18 protein-coding genes are annotated in these 17,368 nt (G+C 67.4%); 12 read left to right on the top strand and 6 right to left on the bottom strand.

Going from position 1 to position 17,368, the window contains the following annotated elements; genetic code table 11:
* The first annotated feature begins 8 nt into the window (after positions 1-8).
* The 5 genes from LKD76_RS04410 to tuf all read left to right on the top strand — a co-directional run bounded on the left by LKD76_RS04410 (position 9) and on the right by tuf (position 5,427).
* Entirely contained in the window at positions 9-578 is a 570-nt protein-coding gene (locus tag LKD76_RS04410; protein ID WP_227979639.1) for a DUF3558 domain-containing protein, read from the top strand.
* Between the two features lie 387 nt (positions 579-965).
* Complete coding sequence (gene rpsL / locus LKD76_RS04415; protein WP_014353064.1) at positions 966-1,340, top strand: 30S ribosomal protein S12; 375 nt, start codon at positions 966-968, stop codon at positions 1,338-1,340.
* 1 nt (position 1,341) lies between these two features.
* The gene (rpsG, locus tag LKD76_RS04420) at positions 1,342-1,812 is read left to right on the top strand and encodes a 30S ribosomal protein S7 (RefSeq protein ID WP_025352956.1); all 471 of its coding nucleotides are present in this window, start codon (positions 1,342-1,344) and stop codon (positions 1,810-1,812) included.
* A gap of 204 nt (positions 1,813-2,016) precedes the next feature.
* Complete coding sequence (fusA, locus tag LKD76_RS04425) at positions 2,017-4,119, top strand: elongation factor G (protein WP_227979640.1); 2,103 nt, start codon at positions 2,017-2,019, stop codon at positions 4,117-4,119.
* A gap of 117 nt (positions 4,120-4,236) precedes the next feature.
* On the top strand, positions 4,237-5,427 hold the full coding sequence (gene tuf / locus LKD76_RS04430; protein ID WP_227979641.1) for an elongation factor Tu: 1,191 nt from the start codon (positions 4,237-4,239) through the stop codon (positions 5,425-5,427).
* A gap of 98 nt (positions 5,428-5,525) precedes the next feature.
* On the opposite strand, the gene LKD76_RS04435 is transcribed toward tuf, so the two are convergent.
* Together LKD76_RS04435 and LKD76_RS04440 are read right to left on the bottom strand one after the other, a co-directional pair.
* Positions 5,526-7,430, bottom strand: coding sequence for a hypothetical protein (locus LKD76_RS04435; RefSeq protein WP_227979642.1), 1,905 nt, complete (start codon positions 7,428-7,430; stop codon positions 5,526-5,528).
* 80 nt (positions 7,431-7,510) lie between these two features.
* Entirely contained in the window at positions 7,511-7,891 is a 381-nt protein-coding gene (locus LKD76_RS04440) for a cupin domain-containing protein (protein WP_227979643.1), read from the bottom strand.
* Between the two features lie 102 nt (positions 7,892-7,993).
* On the opposite strand from LKD76_RS04440, the gene LKD76_RS04445 reads away from it, so the two are divergent.
* Entirely contained in the window at positions 7,994-8,638 is a 645-nt protein-coding gene (locus LKD76_RS04445) for a TetR/AcrR family transcriptional regulator (RefSeq protein ID WP_227979644.1), read from the top strand.
* Between the two features lie 43 nt (positions 8,639-8,681).
* On the opposite strand, the gene LKD76_RS04450 is transcribed toward LKD76_RS04445, so the two are convergent.
* Positions 8,682-9,149, bottom strand: a complete 468-nt coding sequence (locus LKD76_RS04450) for a MarR family winged helix-turn-helix transcriptional regulator (protein WP_227979645.1) — start codon at positions 9,147-9,149, stop codon at positions 8,682-8,684.
* 96 nt (positions 9,150-9,245) lie between these two features.
* Here LKD76_RS04450 and LKD76_RS04455 point away from each other — a divergent pair, with 96 nt between their 5' ends.
* Positions 9,246-9,692 (top strand): SgcJ/EcaC family oxidoreductase, encoded by a 447-nt coding sequence (locus tag LKD76_RS04455; RefSeq protein ID WP_227979646.1) that lies wholly within the window; start codon positions 9,246-9,248, stop codon positions 9,690-9,692.
* A 31-nt stretch (positions 9,693-9,723) separates the two neighbouring features.
* On the opposite strand, the gene LKD76_RS04460 is transcribed toward LKD76_RS04455, so the two are convergent.
* Both LKD76_RS04460 and LKD76_RS04465 read right to left on the bottom strand, forming a co-directional pair.
* Positions 9,724-10,353: a TetR/AcrR family transcriptional regulator gene (locus LKD76_RS04460; protein ID WP_372465742.1), complete on the bottom strand. Its 630-nt coding sequence runs from the start codon at positions 10,351-10,353 to the stop codon at positions 9,724-9,726.
* Positions 10,353-10,700 (bottom strand): SPW repeat domain-containing protein, encoded by a 348-nt coding sequence (locus LKD76_RS04465; protein WP_227979648.1) that lies wholly within the window; start codon positions 10,698-10,700, stop codon positions 10,353-10,355. Before LKD76_RS04465 ends, LKD76_RS04460 begins: the two co-directional genes overlap by 1 nt.
* Before the next feature lie 209 nt (positions 10,701-10,909).
* Between LKD76_RS04465 and LKD76_RS04470 the strand changes: the two genes are divergently transcribed.
* The 5 genes from LKD76_RS04470 (at position 10,910) to LKD76_RS04490 (ending at position 16,271) form a co-directional block, all read left to right on the top strand.
* On the top strand, positions 10,910-12,094 hold the full coding sequence (locus LKD76_RS04470) for an NAD(P)/FAD-dependent oxidoreductase (protein ID WP_227979649.1): 1,185 nt from the start codon (positions 10,910-10,912) through the stop codon (positions 12,092-12,094).
* 54 nt (positions 12,095-12,148) lie between these two features.
* Positions 12,149-12,937, top strand: coding sequence for a glutamate racemase (locus LKD76_RS04475; protein WP_227979650.1), 789 nt, complete (start codon positions 12,149-12,151; stop codon positions 12,935-12,937).
* A 237-nt stretch (positions 12,938-13,174) separates the two neighbouring features.
* Complete coding sequence (locus LKD76_RS04480) at positions 13,175-14,368, top strand: NAD(P)/FAD-dependent oxidoreductase (RefSeq protein ID WP_227979651.1); 1,194 nt, start codon at positions 13,175-13,177, stop codon at positions 14,366-14,368.
* A complete protein-coding gene (gene sigJ, locus LKD76_RS04485; protein WP_227979652.1) occupies positions 14,365-15,285 on the top strand; it encodes an RNA polymerase sigma factor SigJ in 921 nt (306 codons plus the stop codon). Before LKD76_RS04480 ends, sigJ begins: the two co-directional genes overlap by 4 nt.
* 245 nt (positions 15,286-15,530) lie before the next feature.
* Complete coding sequence (locus LKD76_RS04490; RefSeq protein WP_227979653.1) at positions 15,531-16,271, top strand: DNA alkylation repair protein; 741 nt, start codon at positions 15,531-15,533, stop codon at positions 16,269-16,271.
* An 11-nt stretch (positions 16,272-16,282) separates the two neighbouring features.
* Here the strand turns inward: LKD76_RS04490 and LKD76_RS04495 are convergent, their stop codons facing one another.
* Entirely contained in the window at positions 16,283-17,344 is a 1,062-nt protein-coding gene (locus tag LKD76_RS04495; RefSeq protein WP_227979654.1) for a ferredoxin--NADP reductase, read from the bottom strand.
* Between the last annotated feature and the right edge of the window lie 24 nt (positions 17,345-17,368).

Consider the following 17,368-nt stretch of genomic DNA (forward strand, 5'->3'; position numbering starts at 1 on the left):
CCGCTGAGATGAGAGACGATGTGCGCGCCCGTGGACGGGGTCACCGCCGGCGGGCGGCGGCGATCGCCGTGCTGGCCGTCGCCGTGGGAGTGACCGTCGGCGGATGTGGGCGCACGGTGCCCGGGACCGCGTTGCCGGCCGGTAGCAGCGGCGGGGTCAACATGAACTTCGACAAGTTGCTGCGCGAATGCGAGGTCGTCAAGCAGGACGAGATCGCCAAGGCGACCGGTGCGCAGGACGCGCAGGGCTCGTTCAACGGCGCGGTGTGCATGTGGGATCTGTCGGGTACCTCCGGCGGCAGCGGTATGGCCACGTTGAACTGGTACGAGATGGGTTCGCTGCCGAACGAGAAGGCCAACAACGACCGGCTCGGGTACACCACATCGGATGTGAACGTGCAGGGCCGCCGCGCGCTGCAGGTACAGCGGCCCGGTGATCCGGATTCGTGCGGTGTGATGGCTCCGGCCGCGGATACCGGCATCATCGGCTGGTGGATCAACTACCGGCCGGGCGGGCATCCGGATCCGTGCGCCGGGGCGAAGAAATTGGCCGAGTTGACGCTGAACCTCGCTCGCTAGCGATGAGGGTGACCCGGATGGACGGACTCGACGGGCTCGAGAGATAGTTGATACGCATCGTAGGTGGTGAACGGCGGTCCGCTCGACCCTCTTTTGCCCCTCGGCGTGGCGCCGGGTATCGTGGATCGCTGTGCCCGGAAGCGTGCGGGCAGGTTAGTGCGTAGAACGTAAGCCAGCGAAAGCGGCCGACCGTTTCAGCGTGCCCGAAAAAGTAGGCATGTACTGCGCGCGACACGCCCGACCTCGGGACACATGGAAACGTGATCCGGGCAAGTGGTGACAGCTCTATGACGGCGGTGTGAACTCCGGGGAATCGGAGGAGCACCGCCGACAAACAGACATCGAAGAGTTCCAGACAACTGGTTACTGAATAAGGAAAGCCGGTATATGCCAACCATCAACCAGCTGGTCCGCAAGGGTCGTCGCGACAAGGTCGCCAAGACCAAGACTGCGGCCCTGAAGGGGAGCCCGCAGCGTCGTGGCGTGTGCACCCGCGTGTACACCACGACCCCGAAGAAGCCGAACTCCGCGCTCCGTAAGGTCGCGCGTGTTCGCCTGACCAGCGCGGTCGAGGTCACGGCTTACATCCCGGGTGAGGGCCACAACCTGCAGGAGCACTCCATGGTGCTCGTTCGCGGCGGTCGTGTGAAGGACCTCCCCGGTGTGCGCTACAAGATCATTCGTGGCTCGCTCGACACCCAGGGTGTGAAGAACCGCAAGCAGGCCCGCAGCCGCTACGGCGCCAAGAAGGAGAAGAGCTGATATGCCACGCAAGGGCCCCGCACCCAAGCGTCCGCTGATCAACGATCCGGTCTACGGATCGCCGCTGGTCAGTCAGCTGGTCAACAAAATCCTGCTGGACGGCAAGAAGTCGACCGCAGAGCGCATCGTCTACGGTGCCCTCGAGCAGGCGCGCGAGAAGACCGGCACCGATCCGGTCGTCACCCTCAAGCGCGCCCTCGACAACGTCAAGCCTGCGCTGGAGGTCAAGCCCCGCCGTGTCGGTGGCGCCACCTACCAGGTGCCGGTCGAGGTCCGTCCGGGCCGCGCCAACACCCTCGCGCTGCGCTGGCTGGTCAACTACTCCCGCGCGCGTCGCGAGAAGACCATGATCGAGCGTCTGGCGAACGAGCTGCTGGATGCCAGCAACGGTCTGGGCGCTGCGGTGAAGCGTCGCGAGGACACCCACAAGATGGCCGAGTCCAACCGGGCCTTCGCGCACTACCGCTGGTGATTGGTCGCCCGGTCCGCCGGTGAAGGAACGGCGCCGGGAGGCGAGTCACGGTCGGGTGCGGCCCGTGCCACATGCGGGCACCGGTAAGCCGCACCCGACGTTGACATAGTGATGGCCAGGGCCGCATCGCGGCGGAGTATCCCGGGCCGTTCCCGAAAATCCCAACTAGCTGATCGCTAACAGAGCAGAGCGGGGAAGATTTCCGTGGCACAGGACGTGCTCACCGACCTCAACAAGGTCCGCAACATCGGCATCATGGCTCACATCGATGCCGGCAAGACGACCACAACCGAACGAATCCTGTTCTACACCGGTGTGAACTACAAGATCGGTGAAACCCACGACGGTGCTTCGACCACCGACTGGATGGAGCAGGAGCAGGAACGCGGCATCACCATCACCTCGGCGGCGGTGACGTGTTTCTGGAACAACAACCAGATCAACATCATCGACACTCCGGGTCACGTCGACTTCACGGTCGAGGTGGAGCGCTCCCTGCGTGTTCTGGATGGCGCCGTCGCCGTCTTCGACGGCAAAGAGGGTGTCGAGCCGCAGTCCGAGCAGGTGTGGCGTCAGGCCGACAAGTACGACGTGCCGCGCATCTGCTTCGTCAACAAGATGGACAAGCTCGGTGCGGACTTCTACTTCACCGTGCAGACCATCAAGGACCGCCTCGGTGCCAAGCCGCTGGTCATCCAGCTGCCGATCGGCGCGGAGGACACCTTCGAGGGCATCGTCGACCTGGTCGAGATGAACGCCAAGGTGTGGACCGGCGAGACCAAGCTCGGTGAGAAGTACGAGGTCCAGGAAATCCCGGCCGATCTCAAGGAGAAGGCCGAGCAGTACCGCCAGGAGCTGCTCGAGACCGTCGCCGAGTCGGACGAGGCGCTGCTGGAGAAGTTCTTCGGTGGCGAGGAGCTCTCGATCGAGGAGATCAAGGGCGCCATCCGGAAGCTGACCGTCGCCTCGGAGCTGTACCCGGTGCTGTGTGGTTCGGCGTTCAAGAACAAGGGCGTGCAGCCCATGCTCGACGCCGTCGTGGACTACCTGCCCTCGCCGCTGGATGTCGAGAACGTGCAGGGTCACGTCCCCGGCAAGGAGGACGAGCTCATCACTCGCAAGCCGAGTGCCGACGAGCCGTTCGCCGCGCTGGCGTTCAAGATCGCCGTGCACCCGTTCTTCGGCAAGCTGACCTACGTGCGCGTCTACTCGGGCAAGGTCGACTCCGGCGCTCAGGTCATCAACTCGACCAAGAGCAAGAAGGAGCGTCTGGGCAAGCTGTTCCAGATGCACTCCAACAAGGAGAACCCGGTTCCCTCGGCGTCCGCCGGCCACATCTACGCGGTCATCGGCCTGAAGGACACCACCACGGGTGACACCCTGTGCGATCCGCAGAACCAGATCGTGCTGGAGTCCATGACCTTCCCGGATCCGGTCATCGAGGTCTCGATCGAGCCCAAGACCAAGTCCGACCAGGAGAAGCTGGGCACCGCGATCCAGAAGCTCGCCGAAGAGGATCCGACCTTCTCGGTGAAGCTGGATGCCGAAACCGGCCAGACCGTCATCGGCGGTATGGGCGAGCTGCATCTCGACATCCTGGTCGACCGGATGAAGCGCGAGTTCAAGGTGGAGGCCAACGTCGGTAAGCCGCAGGTGGCCTACCGCGAGACCATCACCAAGCCGGTCGAGAAGCACGAGTACACCCACAAGAAGCAGACCGGTGGTTCGGGCCAGTTCGCCCGCGTCATCATCGGCCTGGAGCCCTTCACCGGCGAGGACGGCGCGACCTACGAGTTCGAGAACAAGGTCACCGGTGGCCGCGTTCCGCGCGAGTACATCCCGTCGGTGGATGCCGGTATCCAGGACGCCATGCAATACGGTGTCCTCGCCGGATACCCGCTGGTCAACCTGAAGGCCAAGCTGCTCGACGGCGCCTACCACGAGGTCGACTCCTCGGAAATGGCGTTCAAGATCGCGGGCGCGCAGGCCCTGAAGGAAGCGGCCCGTAAGGCCGGTCCGGTGATCCTCGAGCCGCTCATGGCCGTCGAGGTCATCACGCCCGAGGACTACATGGGCGATGTGATCGGCGACCTGAACTCCCGCCGTGGCCAGATCCAGGCCATGGAGGAACGCAGTGGTGCCCGTGTCGTCAAGGCGCTGGTTCCGCTCTCGGAGATGTTCGGCTACATCGGTGACCTGCGGTCGAAGACCCAGGGCCGGGCCAACTACTCCATGGTGTTCGATTCGTACGCGGAGGTTCCGGCCAACGTGGCGAAGGAGATCATCGCCAAGGCGACCGGCGAGTAATCGCTGTCGGGGCGGGTTTGCGAGAATCCGCCCCGTATCGGTCGTCGAACGACCCCAGGAAAATACAAACCGCACTGCTGCAAAAAAGCACGCACTAACTAGTCCAGGAGGACAACAGTGGCGAAGGCGAAGTTCGAGCGGACGAAGCCCCACGTCAACATCGGCACCATCGGTCACGTCGACCACGGCAAGACCACGTTGACTGCCGCCATCACCAAGGTGCTGGCGGAGAAGTACCCGGACCTGAACGCGGCCTTCGCGTTCGACCAGATCGACAAGGCTCCGGAGGAGAAGGCTCGTGGTATCACGATCAACATCTCCCACGTCGAGTACCAGACCGAGAAGCGCCACTACGCGCACGTCGACGCCCCCGGTCACGCCGACTACATCAAGAACATGATCACCGGTGCCGCCCAGATGGACGGCGCGATCCTGGTTGTCGCGGCCACCGACGGCCCGATGCCGCAGACCCGTGAGCACGTGCTGCTCGCCCGTCAGGTCGGCGTGCCCTACATCCTGGTCGCGCTGAACAAGTCGGACATGGTCGACGACGAGGAGATCCTCGAGCTCGTCGAGATGGAGGTCCGCGAGCTGCTGGCCGCCCAGGAGTTCGACGAGGAGGCTCCGGTCGTCCGCGTTTCCGGCCTGAAGGCGCTCGAGGGCGACCCGAAGTGGAGCGAGTCGATCGTCGAGCTGATGAACGCCGTCGACGAGTCCATCCCGGATCCGGTCCGTGAGACCGAGAAGCCGTTCCTGATGCCGATCGAGGACGTCTTCACCATCACCGGTCGTGGCACCGTGGTGACCGGTCGCGTCGAGCGCGGCATCATCAACGTGAACGAGGAAGTCGAGATCGTCGGCATCCGCGAGAAGACCCAGAAGACCACCATCACCGGTATCGAGATGTTCCGGAAGCTGCTGGACCAGGGTCAGGCCGGTGACAACGTCGGTCTGCTGGTTCGTGGTCTGAAGCGCGACGATGTCGAGCGTGGTCAGGTTGTCGTCAAGCCCGGCACCACCACCCCGCACACCGAGTTCGAGGGCCAGGCGTACATCCTGTCGAAGGACGAGGGTGGTCGCCACACCCCGTTCTTCAACAACTACCGCCCGCAGTTCTACTTCCGCACCACCGACGTGACCGGCGTCGTGACCCTCCCCGAGGGCACCGAGATGGTCATGCCGGGCGACAACACCGAGATGAGCGTCAAGCTGATCCAGCCGGTCGCCATGGAAGAGGGCCTGCGCTTCGCGATCCGCGAGGGTGGCCGCACCGTCGGCGCCGGCCGCGTCACCAAGGTCATCAAGTGACCTTGTGATCGGCCGTCACGTCGAGTGACAGCACTGAGAAGGGCCGTTCCCCCAGGGGAACGGCCCTTCTCGCGTATCTGCGCCGAACCGCGGCCGGTTCAGCTCTCCGTGGCGGCCAGCAGCGCTTCGGCGAATTCGCGCATCTGCGCGGCACCGCCGAACCAGGTGGTGACCAGTTCGACCGCGGCCGCGCGCGTGCGGTGGGCGGCGGTGATGAAGTCGTCGAGCGAGACATCGCCGGCCTCGGCGTTGCGGGCCACATTTTCGAGAGTGTGGCTCGCCAGCAGAAGTTGCATCACCACGCCGACGTCGATGGCCGGCGCGTCACCGGTGGCTTCGGCGCGGCGACGGCTGGCGCGCCGGGAGGTGGGTGCGATGCCGGTGCGGGAAGCGATGTCCTCGGTGGTCTCCCCGGCATGGTGGTCGGCCGCCGCGCGCCGGGTCCGGCGGGATTCGGAACCGGATTCGCCGGTCGGTGTGGCCTCCGCGTGGGCCGACGAATGCGGCTGTGCGACAGTAGCTTCGACGTTCACCCGCGCGTCCGGGGTATCGGGTTCGGGGCGCGATGACGAGGTCGATTCCGCCGCGCCGGATTCGGTATCCGGGCGGCGCAGGACATCGGTATCTGCCGGCGCGCGCAGGGCAGTGGCCGGCGTCGAGCGCAGGCCCACCGTCGCGCCGTTGCGCCCGGAGGCATGGGGGCGCGCGGGTGTCGCGGTCGCGGCGGCAGCGAGCGGATCGGATATCACCGGGAACGAGGCGGTGTCCTGTGATGCGTCGCCGGGTTCGTTCGCGGTCGGCTCGGGATCGGTCTCGTCGGCCGCGTCGGACGGTTCCGGCTCGCTCGAATGTCGGTGTGAGGGTTGGGCGGTGGGTGCGGGCGGGGTCTCCGGTGCGGTATCGGCCTCGTGTGCCCCCGCGATTGCGGGCGCCGGATCGGACGCGGGCTCATCGTCGCGTGCCTGTGCTGCCGCGGCTTTCGCCGCGCGGGCGGGCAGGCGCCGATTCGGCAGGGCGGTGCTCGACGCGCCGCCGTTCGCCGGGGAGGGGTCGCCGCCGCGTTCCGGCTCGGCGGGCCGATCCTCGGTGTCGGCGTCGGCGGCCGCGTGCGACCGGTTCGGGGAGCGCAGCGGCAGTTGGGTGGGGGACGACCCGCGGGTGCCGGAGTCGGCCGGGCGGAGCGGCTCGGCCTCGTCGCGGTCGGGATCGGTCTGCTCCGGACGCGGCGCGGATTCCACGGGGCCGTGCCCGCCGGTGTGCTCGCTGTTCGGTTGCCGACTGCCGATATCGGAGCGGTCGCCGCGCGTGCGGTGCGGCAGATCGGTATCGATGCCGAGGCTTTCGGCGATGCGGCGGACGGTGTCCTCGGGATCCTGGGATTCGGCCTCGGAGTCGGGGGCGGAGCTCGGCGTGGCCGCTGGTGTTGCCGCGAAGCTGGAGGTCGGAGCGGATTCGTTGTCCATCGCGGCCAGGTGTTCGGGGGACTCGGGCTGGGTGTGCTCGTAGTCCGAGTCGAAGGGTGAGGCGAACATGGTGTGCGGCGCGGGTTCTCGGCGCGGCAGCGGCGGCGGGGTGGTCGCGGCGGATGCTGCCGAGTCGCGGGTGGGCAGTCCGGATCCGGGTGTCGGAGTGGAGGCCGGTGCCTGAACCGTGCTGCCGGAGAGGTATTCCGGTGTGTAGGTGGGGATATCGGTGGCCGATCCGCCGGGGGCGGGCCCGAAAACGCTGTCCGCGCCGCCCGGCGGATAGGCCTCGGCGGGGAAGGTCAGGGATTCGCCGTGGCCGGGTGCGGTATCGCGCCGGGGCAGCGCCGTCGGAGTACCGCCGGAGCGAGTATCGCCGAATTCGCTGCCGTCCCAACGCAGACCGTAATGCTCGCTACCCGGCGCGGCAGGGCCGGTGGTCTCCGTCCGCTGCTGCGCGTCCTCCTCCGGGCGGGTCAGCCGGTAACCCTCTCGCGCAGCATGGGGTTCTCCGAAACGGGCATTGGTCGGATCCGTCATACGCCCCATTCTTATCGGTCCCTGCTCCGGTTGCGAGTCCGCGGGGTGTGTGAGCGGTCCCGCCGTCGTTGCGCCGCAGCTCAATCCGTCCGAGGTTCGAGCTGGGTGCCGCGCCGCAGCGTCAGCGACATCATCTCGCCGGGTTCATCGACCTCCAGTCGATGCCATCGTCCGCGTGGCACCACGAATGCCTGACCGGCGCGCAGCGCTACCGAATCGTCGGGGGCGTCGATCCCGCGCAGGCACAGTCGAATTCCACCCGCCAGTACCGCGACGAGTTCCGCTCCGTCCGGATGCATTTCCCAGAGGTCGCCGTGTACGTCGGCGTCGGAGGCCACCCGGAAGGCCGCCAGGGTCCAGCCGTCGACATCCCCGGACATCCGGCGCTGTTCGTCGAAGACGCGACCGTCGGTGAGCATTCGGATGCCACGGGCGAACAGATCGATAGGTGCGAGTTGCATGGTGTTTCCTCTCGTCGGTCACCGGCCACTTACTTTCTGTACATGTATAGAAAGTAGCCGACCGCCGCGTCCGCTGTCCAGGGCGCGTGTGAAGATGACGGGGTGAGTACTCGAACCGGACGTCCGCCGCGGCTCTCGCGTGCCCAGATCGTGGCCGCGGCACGCGAACTGATCGAGACCCACGGCGTACAGGCGCTGACCATGCGGCGGCTGGCCACCGAACTCGGCGCGACGCCGATGGCCGTCTACCACCACGTGCCGGACAAGGACGCGCTGCTGTTGTTGCTGCTCGAAGAGGTGGCGACGGCGGCGGAACATCCGTCGCTCCCGGCGGATCCGGCCGAACGCCTGATCGTCGCGGCGCGCGCGATGCACGACGTGCTGGCTCCGGTGCCGTGGATCACCGAGGTGCTGACGGCCGATGACCTGCTGTCACCGGTCGCGCTCTGGTATCCGGAGGTCATCCTCGACGCCGCGATGGATTGTGGTCTCGATGCCGAGCGGGCCGTGCACGCCTACCGTTCGATCTGGTACTACACCGCCGGCGAGATTCTGGTGCGCGCCGCTGCCCGCCGCCGGCGCGATCGCGATGACGGTCCGCCCTTCCGGGAGCGGGTCTTCGCCGATCTCGATGCCGAGCAGCTCCCTCGTCTCGCGGCGGTCGCGGATCGCTGGGCCGAACTCACCGCCGCCGATACCTATGAGCAGGGGTTGCGGGCCCTGGTGGCCGGATTGCTGCCGCGGTAGGCCGCATCGGCACCGGTCGCGGAAACCGTTCGCGGCGACCGGATCAGGCGGGGGAATCCGGTGATGTGCCGATATCGTCGGCGGCCTGCTGATAGGCCCGCGCCGCGCGGGCGAAATAGTCGAACAGCAGTTCGCGCTGTTCGGGACCGTAGCTCTGGATGATCTCGCCGATCCGCCGGCGCGCGGGGGCGAGCGCGCGATCCAGGCCCTCCGGCCGGCTCACCGGTTCGACGACGACCTTGCGGCGGTCGCCCGGATCCGGGGTGCGGCGCACATACCCGGCCTGTTCGAGGCGGTCGATGAGCCGGGTGGTGGGGCCGGTGGTCAGGCCGGCGCGGGCGCCCAGCTCGCCGGGGGTCATGGCGCCGCTCAACTCCAGGATGTTCAGCGCGTACAGGTCGGTGGCGCCGAGTCCGACGGCTTTCGCGCCCGCCTGGGCATGGAGTACGACCGCGCTCAGGTACCGGCGAAAGACCTGACCGGGGTCGTCGTCGCGCCGTTCTGTTGACACGGGTCACCTCACTTCCTAATATCTTCTTCAACGAAGAGAATGCTTTGAGGAAGAAAAATCTTCTAAGCAGATAATAACACGAGGGGAGTTCCGGCTATGCCTGTGACCATGGACGACGCCGCTGCCATTCGCGCACTCATTCAGCGCACCCAGGACGCGTGGGCTCGGGGTGACGGTGCCGCCTACGGCGCCTGCTTCGCCGACGACGCCAGCGACGTCACCTATATGGGCACCGTCTACCACGGCGGTGCCGAGATCGGCCGTGCCCATCAGGTCCTGTTCGACAGTGTCCTCAGGGGCACTCGTCTCACCGTCGAGATCGTCGAGATCCGTGGCTACGGCAGCGATACCGCGGTGGTCGTCACCCGGGGCGAATCCGCGAAGGGAGAACCCGGGAAGCTCGGAAAGCTCGCCACCTACACCGTGATTCGCGGTGCCGATGGGCAGTGGCGCATCGCCGCGGTGCAGAAGACGCAGCGCAGGCGGTGGATGGAGGCGCTGACCTTCAGGCTGCAGCCCGCATCCCGGCCACTGCCGCGTTGACGGCGGCCACCGCGCGGTCGGGCGGCCTCGATCAGCCGAGGTTGGTCATTCCGGCGGCGACGACCCGGGAGAGGTTCATGATCTCCTCGGCGCCGGCCAGGGTCAGGCCGTCGAGAGCGTGCAGCCGGTCGGTGCTCGCGATGGTCAGCATCGCCGATACCCACGCGGCCGCGCAGGCGCGCAGGGTGCCGGGCTGCACCTGGCCCGGTGCGCTGGCCTGCAGCACTCGTGCGGTGACGTCGAGGAGTTGATCGCGCATGCGCCGCAGCTGTTTCCGGACATCCGGATGGGTATCGGCCTCGCGCCACATGATCACGCGCAGCACCGACGAGTGGTGGTCGCGCAGATTCAGTGCGGCGTCCAGCTTCACCAGGCTGGTCGCCGGGTCGCCGGGGGTGACCACGGTGGCGATGTCCTCGATCGGATGTGCGGGGACCCGCTCGGCCATCAGGGCCGACAGGATCGAGTTCTTGGTGGGGAAATAGTAGAAGACCAGACCCTTCGGAACATCGGCGAAGTCGGCGATCGCGGCCGTCGCGGTCGCGTCGAATCCGTGTGCCGCGAAGAGGTTTTCGGCGGCGTCCAGGATCAGAGCGCGGGCGTCGCCGTCGACCTCCCTGCTCCGGCGGCGCCCCGCTCGACGGGGTTTGTGCATCTGCATCAGTGTGCAGTATGCATCCGTGCCGATACTTGCGGAAGTGCGGCGACGGCGACCACGACGGTCAGGACGCCGACGATCCACGCGGTCCACGAGGCGCCGCTGAAGGAGCTGTAGTTCATCACCCACGGCGAGAGGAACAGCAGCACGCCGAACAGGCCCATCGCGTAATCGGTTCCGGCCATCGCCGGGCGGGTGAGCTGGGCCAGACCGGTCAGGGCGATCAGCACGCCGAGCACGATCAGGGTCCACATGGCGCGGGAGCTGTGGTCGGTCCAGATGGGGGACAGGGCGGTGTACGCGCCGAGTACCACGGCCACGAAATCCTGGGTGCGGCTTTCGGTGAGCATCGGGGGCCTCCTCGGGGGCGGAATTGTGTTCTCTATTCGGTATAGCTCTGATTGACCGCCCGATCAATACCCGACCCGACACAATCCTGCGCGACTGTCGGATATGGCGCCCGTCACCCTGGATTAGAACGTGTTCTAGAATATGGTGGATTGGTGCAGCAATACGTGCCAGCGACAGTGATCACCCCGATCGTGCGAGGAGTGCTGCGATGACCGCCCCGATCGTGATCGTGGGAGCGGGTCTCGCGGGACTGCGCACCGCCGAGGAATTGCGGCGTGCCGGATACGAGGGCGGCCTGATCCTCGTCGGTGACGAGGCGCGTCTGCCCTACGATCGCCCGCCGCTGTCCAAGCAGTTCGTCCGTGGTGAGACCGAGGACACCACCCTGCGGCCCGCCGAGTTCTTCACCGAGAAGAACATCGAACTGCGCCTCGGCGCGGCCGCCACCGGGGTCGACACCGCGGCCCGCACCCTGCTGTTCGCCGACGGATCCACCCTCGAATACGACCAGCTGATCGTGGCAACCGGCCTGCGCCCCAAACGAATTCCGGGTCTGCCCGAGGCCGCGGGTATCCATGTGCTGCGCCGGCACGAAGATGCGGCCGCACTGCGCGACGGATTGGCGAGCGCGCGGCGCGCGCTGGTGGTCGGCGCCGGGTTCATCGGCTGTGAACTGGCCGCCAGCTTCCGTTCGCGCGGTGTGGAGGTCGTGCTGGTGGAGCCGCAGCCCACCCCGTTGGCCGCCGCTCTCGGTGAGACCGTCGGCCGTCTGGTCGGCCGGCTGCACCGCGAGGAGGGTGTGGATCTGCGGTGCGGTGTGGGGCTCGACTCGCTGCAGGCCGCGGGCGGCGCCGTCACCGGCGCGACGCTCGCCGACGGGAGCGTCGTGAGTGCCGATCTGGTCGTCATCGGCGTCGGATCCGCACCGGTCACCGAATGGCTCGCCGATTCCGGTATTCCGCTGGCGGAGCCGCGGGCCGGGGGAGGCGTGCTCGCCGACGAGGTCGGACGCACCACGGTCGACGGTGTCTGGGCGGTGGGCGATGTCGCGGCCTGGCGTCACGACAACGGCCGGCACAAGCGGGTCGAACACTGGACCAATGCGGGCGAGCAGGCCAAACTGCTGGCGACCGCGCTGCTCGGTGGCGAGATCCCGGTCGCGGCCCGGGTGCCGTACGTGTGGAGCGACCAGTACGACGTGAAGATCCAGGTGCTCGGCACTCCGGCCGGGGCCGACGAGATCCGCGTGCTCGAGGACGACGGCCGCAAATTTCTGGCTCACTACTTCGACAATGGCGTGCTGACCGCCGTGGTCGGTGGGGGGCGCACCGGTCAGGTCATGAAGATGCGGGCCGAACTCGCGGCCAACAGCAGGGCGGCGACGGTCAACTAGGGCGCGGCCCGACGACTGGACGGGCGGCCGGACCCGCTGTAATACAGTTGGCCCGTGATCGTTGCGCTCATCGATTCGGGACTGGGGTTGCTGCCCACCGGCGCGTGGCTGCGCAAGCTGCGCCCCGACCTCGATCTGCTGCTGCAACTGGATCCCGACGGCGCGCCGTGGGGTCCGAAACCCGAGCAGTGGGTGATCGATCGCGTGCTCGCGGCCGCCCGGCGGTCGCTGGGGCTGGGCGCGGAGGCGATCGTGTTGCCATGCAATACCGCCAGTGTCACCGCACTCGAACATGTGCGTGCCGAGGTCGGTCCCCAGGTGCCGGTCATCGGTACGGTGCCGGCGATCAAACCCGCCGCGGCCGCGTGCCGATCGGTGGCCGTATGGGCCACCGCGGCGACCACCACCAGCCGCTATCAGGCCGATCTGATCGCGCGTTTCGGTGGGGAGGCCGATGTGACCGGGGTGGCCTGCCACGGCCTCGCCGACGCCATCGACCGCGGCGATCTGCCGGCCATCGAGGAGGCCATCGCGCGCGCCGCGGCGCAGACCCCGGACGACACCGAGGCGATCGTGCTCGGTTGCACCCACTATCCGCTGGTCCTGGATTCGATCGTGAGCGCGCTGCCCGCCGGTGTCCGGCTGTTCGACAGTGCGGAAGCCGTTGCGGGGCAGACACTCCGGCGGATCGACGCCTTGGGCCGCCCCACTGCGGGGACGGGCGCGGTCACCGTCTACAACAGTTGCCGGGCCGGGGAACTGCCCGCGAGTGCGGCGGCGTTCGAATCCGGTCGTGTACTCGGAGCGATCGATTGGATGCGCGCATCACAGAGCTTCAGCTGATCTGATCCGCACGGTCCGACCTTCACTGGTCGCGGGAGTGCTGGCTGGCGCCGGGCACAGCTGCGCGACTGGGAGGAGGCCCTTCTGGTTGCCAGTCTCGATGGTGAATTCGCAGAGTCCGAGCCGGCTCGTCGATGCACTGCGCCTTGTCCCGGTCTGCGACCTAGCGGTGCGGGTCATATATGTGACGTGTGTCACTCCATGTCAGATCCGGGAGGTGCGGCGTGTCTCGAGGGCATGACTGATTTCAACGCCATGACCAAGGTTGTCGTTATCGGCGGCGGGTACGCCGGTGCCGTGGCGGCCAATCGGCTGCGGCTGCGTCGCGATATCGAGATCACGCTGGTCAACCCGCGTCCGGAGTTCGTCGAGCGGATGCGGTTGCACCAGTTCGTGACCGGTACTCATGAGGCCGCTGTCGGTTACGACACGCTGCTCGGCGCGGGTGTGCGGCTGGTCGTGGATCGTGCTGTCCGCATAGATACCGTCGCCCGTAGGGTGGAACTGGGTTCGGGGCGCGCGCTCGGGTACGACTATGTGGTCTACGCGGTCGGTAGCACGGCCGTGGTGCCCGAGTCGGTGCCTGGCGCGGCTGAGTTCGCTTATCCGATCGCCGAATTCGAACACGCCCAGCGGCTGCGCGCCGCGCTGGGGGAGGTGCCCGCGCAGGCACCGATTGTCGTCGTCGGCGGCGGACTCACCGGGATAGAGACCGCCGCCGAACTCGTCGAGCATGGCCGCGCCGTCACGGTCGTGGGAGGCGGTATTTTGGCAGCGAACTTCTCGAATCCGGCCCGGCGGTCGGTGGCGAAGTGGCTGGCCGAGAACGGAGTCGAGGTGCGCGAACAGGCGCGGGTGAGCGAAGTGCGGCGTGGCGGGGTCGTATTGTCCGACGGCGATGTGCTGGCCAGTGCGATCACGATCTGGACCGCCGGATTCGGGGTGCCCGAGCTGGCATCGCGGAGCGGGCTGCGCACCGACGAACTGGGCAGGCTACTGACCGACGAGACGCTGACCAGTATCGACGACGATCGCATCGTCGCCGCCGGGGACGCGGTCGCGCCCTCGGGCCGGCCGCTGCGGATGAGCTGTTATGCCGCCCAGCCCTTGGGCGCCCAGGCCGCCGACAACGTGCTGGCCCGCATCGCGGGGTCCGAACCCAGCGTGCTGGACGTGGCCTTCGTAGCGTGCACCGTAGGTTTGGGCAGCCGCGCGGGTGCGATGCAGTTCAGCCGTCGTGACGACACACCCGTGCCGATGTACATCGGCGGGCGCGTGGCCGGGCGGATCAAGGAGCGGGTGGGACTCGCGGGCCCGATCGGGACCATCCGCAAGGAGGCCCGCAAGCCCGGCGCGATCCCCTCCTTCATGGGCTTGGGCAGGCGCAGGGAATTGCGCGGAGCCGCACCGGAGGGGGGCGCGCGGCCGTGACCGCCACCGACGAGCACACCGAGCGTTTCCTGCACCTGCGACCGCTGCTGTTCACCATAGTCTACGAAATCCTCGGCTCGGCAACCGAAGCCGACGATGTGCTGCAGGACAGCTATCTACGGTGGCGGCGGGTGGACCTGTCCACCGTCCGTGACACGAAATCCTATCTGGCTCAAATGGTCACCCGGCAGGCTCTGAACGTGTTGCGGGCCAGTGCCAGCCGCCGCGAGGAGTACGTCGGCCCGTGGTTGCCCGAGCCGCTGCTGCTCGCCGACGGCGACGCCTCGAGCGATGTGGTGCTCACCGAGTCGGTCTCGATGGGGATGCTGGTGGTGCTGGAAACGCTCACCCCCACCGAGCGGGCGGTCTTCGTGCTGCGCGAGGTCTTCGGCTTCGACTACGACGAAATCGCTTCCGCCACGGGCAAATCCGTCGACGCCGTGCATCAGACGGCCCGTCGCGCCCGCAACCACGTGCAAGCCCGCCGCAAGCGGTACGCCCCGGTCGATACCGCTCGAACCGCAGCGGTCACCGAACGCTTCATAACAGCCGCGACCACCGGGGACATGACAGGTTTACTGTCGATGCTCGCGCCGGATATCACCTGGACTACCGACAGCGGCGGCAAGGTGACCGCGCTGCCGGACCTGGTCATCGCCGGCGCCGAACGGGTGGGTGCGATTCTCATGGCGGTCTTCCGATACGCGCAGCGGCGACCGCAGGTACGCATCGAGACAATGAACTGCAACAGCCAACCAGCACTCGCGTGCTATATCGACGACAAACTGGAAGCCCTCCTCGTCTTCGACATCGCCGACGACAAGATCATCAACGGCTACGGCATCCGCAACCCCGACAAACTGGCCACCCTCGCGATCCCCCGCGCAATCAGTCGCACCGAAACACCCACGGCGTAATCCCTACCCCGCACGTTGCCCGCGGGGCGCGCTCGCCGTCATACCGCTCGATGCGGAGGGACGATCCTGCGGTCAGCGTCTCGGTGCATGCCCGGCCGGGGCCCGAGGGGTCCGCTCGGACCGAGTCGGGCGTGGTGTCGCGCAACCGACGGGGTGGCATTCGAGGCTCGGCTGCGTCCGGTGCGCGATACTCTCCGCGTGGTCGAGACGGATGACGCGATCGGTGACGGTGCGGGGGTGCGCTCATGACCGCCGGATATACCGCTGCCGAGGTGGCACGGGCCGTGGACGAGGCGGCGGATCCGGAGCGGGTGGCCGTGTTGCGGGGCTTCTTCAAGACCGGGCCCGGTGAATACGGCGAAGGTGATGTCTTCGTCGGCGTCACCGTGCCGAAGTCGCGGGCCATTGCCAAACGGTTTGCGGCGCTGCCGCTCCCGGAGATCGAGACATTGCTGGCGAGCGAGGTGCACGAGTGCCGCTTCGTCGCGCTGGTGATCGCGAACAATGCCATGACGAAAGCCGGGAAACCGCGGACCCGCGACGAGGCGGCCCAGCGTGAACTCGTCGACATGTATCTGACCGCCGTGCGCGGTGGCCGGGTGAACAACTGGGATCTGGTCGATGTATCGGCCGAGAACATCCTCGGGCCGTGGCTGCTGGAGCGGCCGCGTGATCTGCTCGACGAACTGGCACAGGCGGATTCGCTGTGGGAGCGCCGAGTCGCGCTGCTGACCACCTTCGCGTTCATCAAGGCCGGAGACGCCTCCACGACCGTCGAACTGTGCGAGCGGCTACTGCACGACCGGCGCGATCTGATCCAGAAGGCGGTCGGCTGGATGCTGCGCGAGGTGGGCAAGCGCATCGACCGCACCCTGCTGACGGGTTTCCTGGACGAGCACGCCCAGGACATGGGCCGCACCGCGCTGAGCTACGCGACCGAGCACCTCGACCCCACCGTGCGAGCGGCCTATCGCGCTCGGCGATAGAACACGAGAACTCAGAACTGGATCTTCAGATGATCGGTGACCGGATGCGCCTGGCAGCCGAGGATGTATCCGGCCTCGATGTCCTCCGGGTCGAGGATCTCCGAATTGTCCATCTCCACCTTGCCTTCCAGCACGGTGCAGGCGCAGGAGCCGCATTCGCCCTCCTGGCAGGAGTACGGAACGTCGAGTCCCTTGGCGAGCATGATGTCGACCAGGGTCTGGCGTCGCGGCCACTGCATGGAGTGGGTCTCGCCGTCGAGTTCGACCTCGACGGTGGCGGCGTCGGCGGACTCCTCCTCGCTCACCTCGGCCGGCGCGGTGTCGGCGAACGGGTCGCCGGACAGCGAGTTGAACACCTCGGCGTGCGTGCGGTTGCGCGGCACCTCCAGCTGCGCCAAGGCGTCGTGCACCCGGTCCATGAACGCCTTGGGGCCGCACATGAAGGCGCGGTAGCCGGTGTAGGGCGCGCACAGCGCGGCCAGGCCATCGGCGGTGGGGAGGCCCTGCAGGGGTTCCAGCCAGTGCACCACCACCAGCCGCTGCGAATTCTTGTCGGTGAGTTCGCGCAGTTCCTCGGCGAAGATGACGGATTCGGCATCCCGATTGGCGTACACCAGCACGATCCGGCCGCTGCCGCGCGCGAGCGCGGACTTCAGGATCGACATCACCGGGGTGACACCGCTACCGGCCGCGAACAGCAGCAGATCCTCGTCGAGATCCTTCGGCGTGAAGATGCCCGAGGGCGGCAGCACCTCGATCTCGTCGCCGGCTTTGACGTTGTCGCACACCCAGTTCGACGCGTAGCCGTCGACAGTGCGCTTGATGGTGACCTTGGGTTGATTATCGGTGTGCGGCGAGCTGGCCAGGGAATAGCAGCGCGCGACCGAACCGGTGCGATCGCTCGGAATGCGCAGTGTCAGGAACTGGCCGGGTGAGTAGGCGAACCGTTCGCGCAGCTCCTCCGGCACGTCGAAGACCAGCGAGCAGGCGTCGGCCGTCTCGTTGACGACAGCGGCGACCCGCAGCACGGCCGATCGTGAGCTGTGCGGTACGACGGGATCGACGGTGGTCATGGTGTCCTCTCGGGCCGAGCGTGC

Source organism: Nocardia spumae (assembly GCF_020733635.1).
In the GTDB taxonomy this organism is placed as follows: domain Bacteria; phylum Actinomycetota; class Actinomycetes; order Mycobacteriales; family Mycobacteriaceae; genus Nocardia; species Nocardia spumae.

Coding starts and splice junctions, on each gene's coding strand:
- LKD76_RS04490 (WP_227979653.1), top strand. CDS start 15,531: ATGACCGCCGGATATACCGCTGCCGAGGTGGCACGGGCCGTGGACGAG.
- LKD76_RS04455 (WP_227979646.1), top strand. CDS start 9,246: ATGCCTGTGACCATGGACGACGCCGCTGCCATTCGCGCACTCATTCAG.
- LKD76_RS04480 (WP_227979651.1), top strand. CDS start 13,175: ATGACTGATTTCAACGCCATGACCAAGGTTGTCGTTATCGGCGGCGGG.
- rpsG (WP_025352956.1), top strand. CDS start 1,342: ATGCCACGCAAGGGCCCCGCACCCAAGCGTCCGCTGATCAACGATCCG.
- LKD76_RS04495 (WP_227979654.1), bottom strand. CDS start 17,344: ATGACCACCGTCGATCCCGTCGTACCGCACAGCTCACGATCGGCCGTG.
- LKD76_RS04460 (WP_372465742.1), bottom strand. CDS start 10,353: ATGCAGATGCACAAACCCCGTCGAGCGGGGCGCCGCCGGAGCAGGGAG.
- LKD76_RS04465 (WP_227979648.1), bottom strand. CDS start 10,700: ATGCTCACCGAAAGCCGCACCCAGGATTTCGTGGCCGTGGTACTCGGC.
- LKD76_RS04470 (WP_227979649.1), top strand. CDS start 10,910: ATGACCGCCCCGATCGTGATCGTGGGAGCGGGTCTCGCGGGACTGCGC.
- LKD76_RS04440 (WP_227979643.1), bottom strand. CDS start 7,891: ATGCAACTCGCACCTATCGATCTGTTCGCCCGTGGCATCCGAATGCTC.
- rpsL (WP_014353064.1), top strand. CDS start 966: ATGCCAACCATCAACCAGCTGGTCCGCAAGGGTCGTCGCGACAAGGTC.
- LKD76_RS04435 (WP_227979642.1), bottom strand. CDS start 7,430: ATGACGGATCCGACCAATGCCCGTTTCGGAGAACCCCATGCTGCGCGA.
- LKD76_RS04410 (WP_227979639.1), top strand. CDS start 9: ATGAGAGACGATGTGCGCGCCCGTGGACGGGGTCACCGCCGGCGGGCG.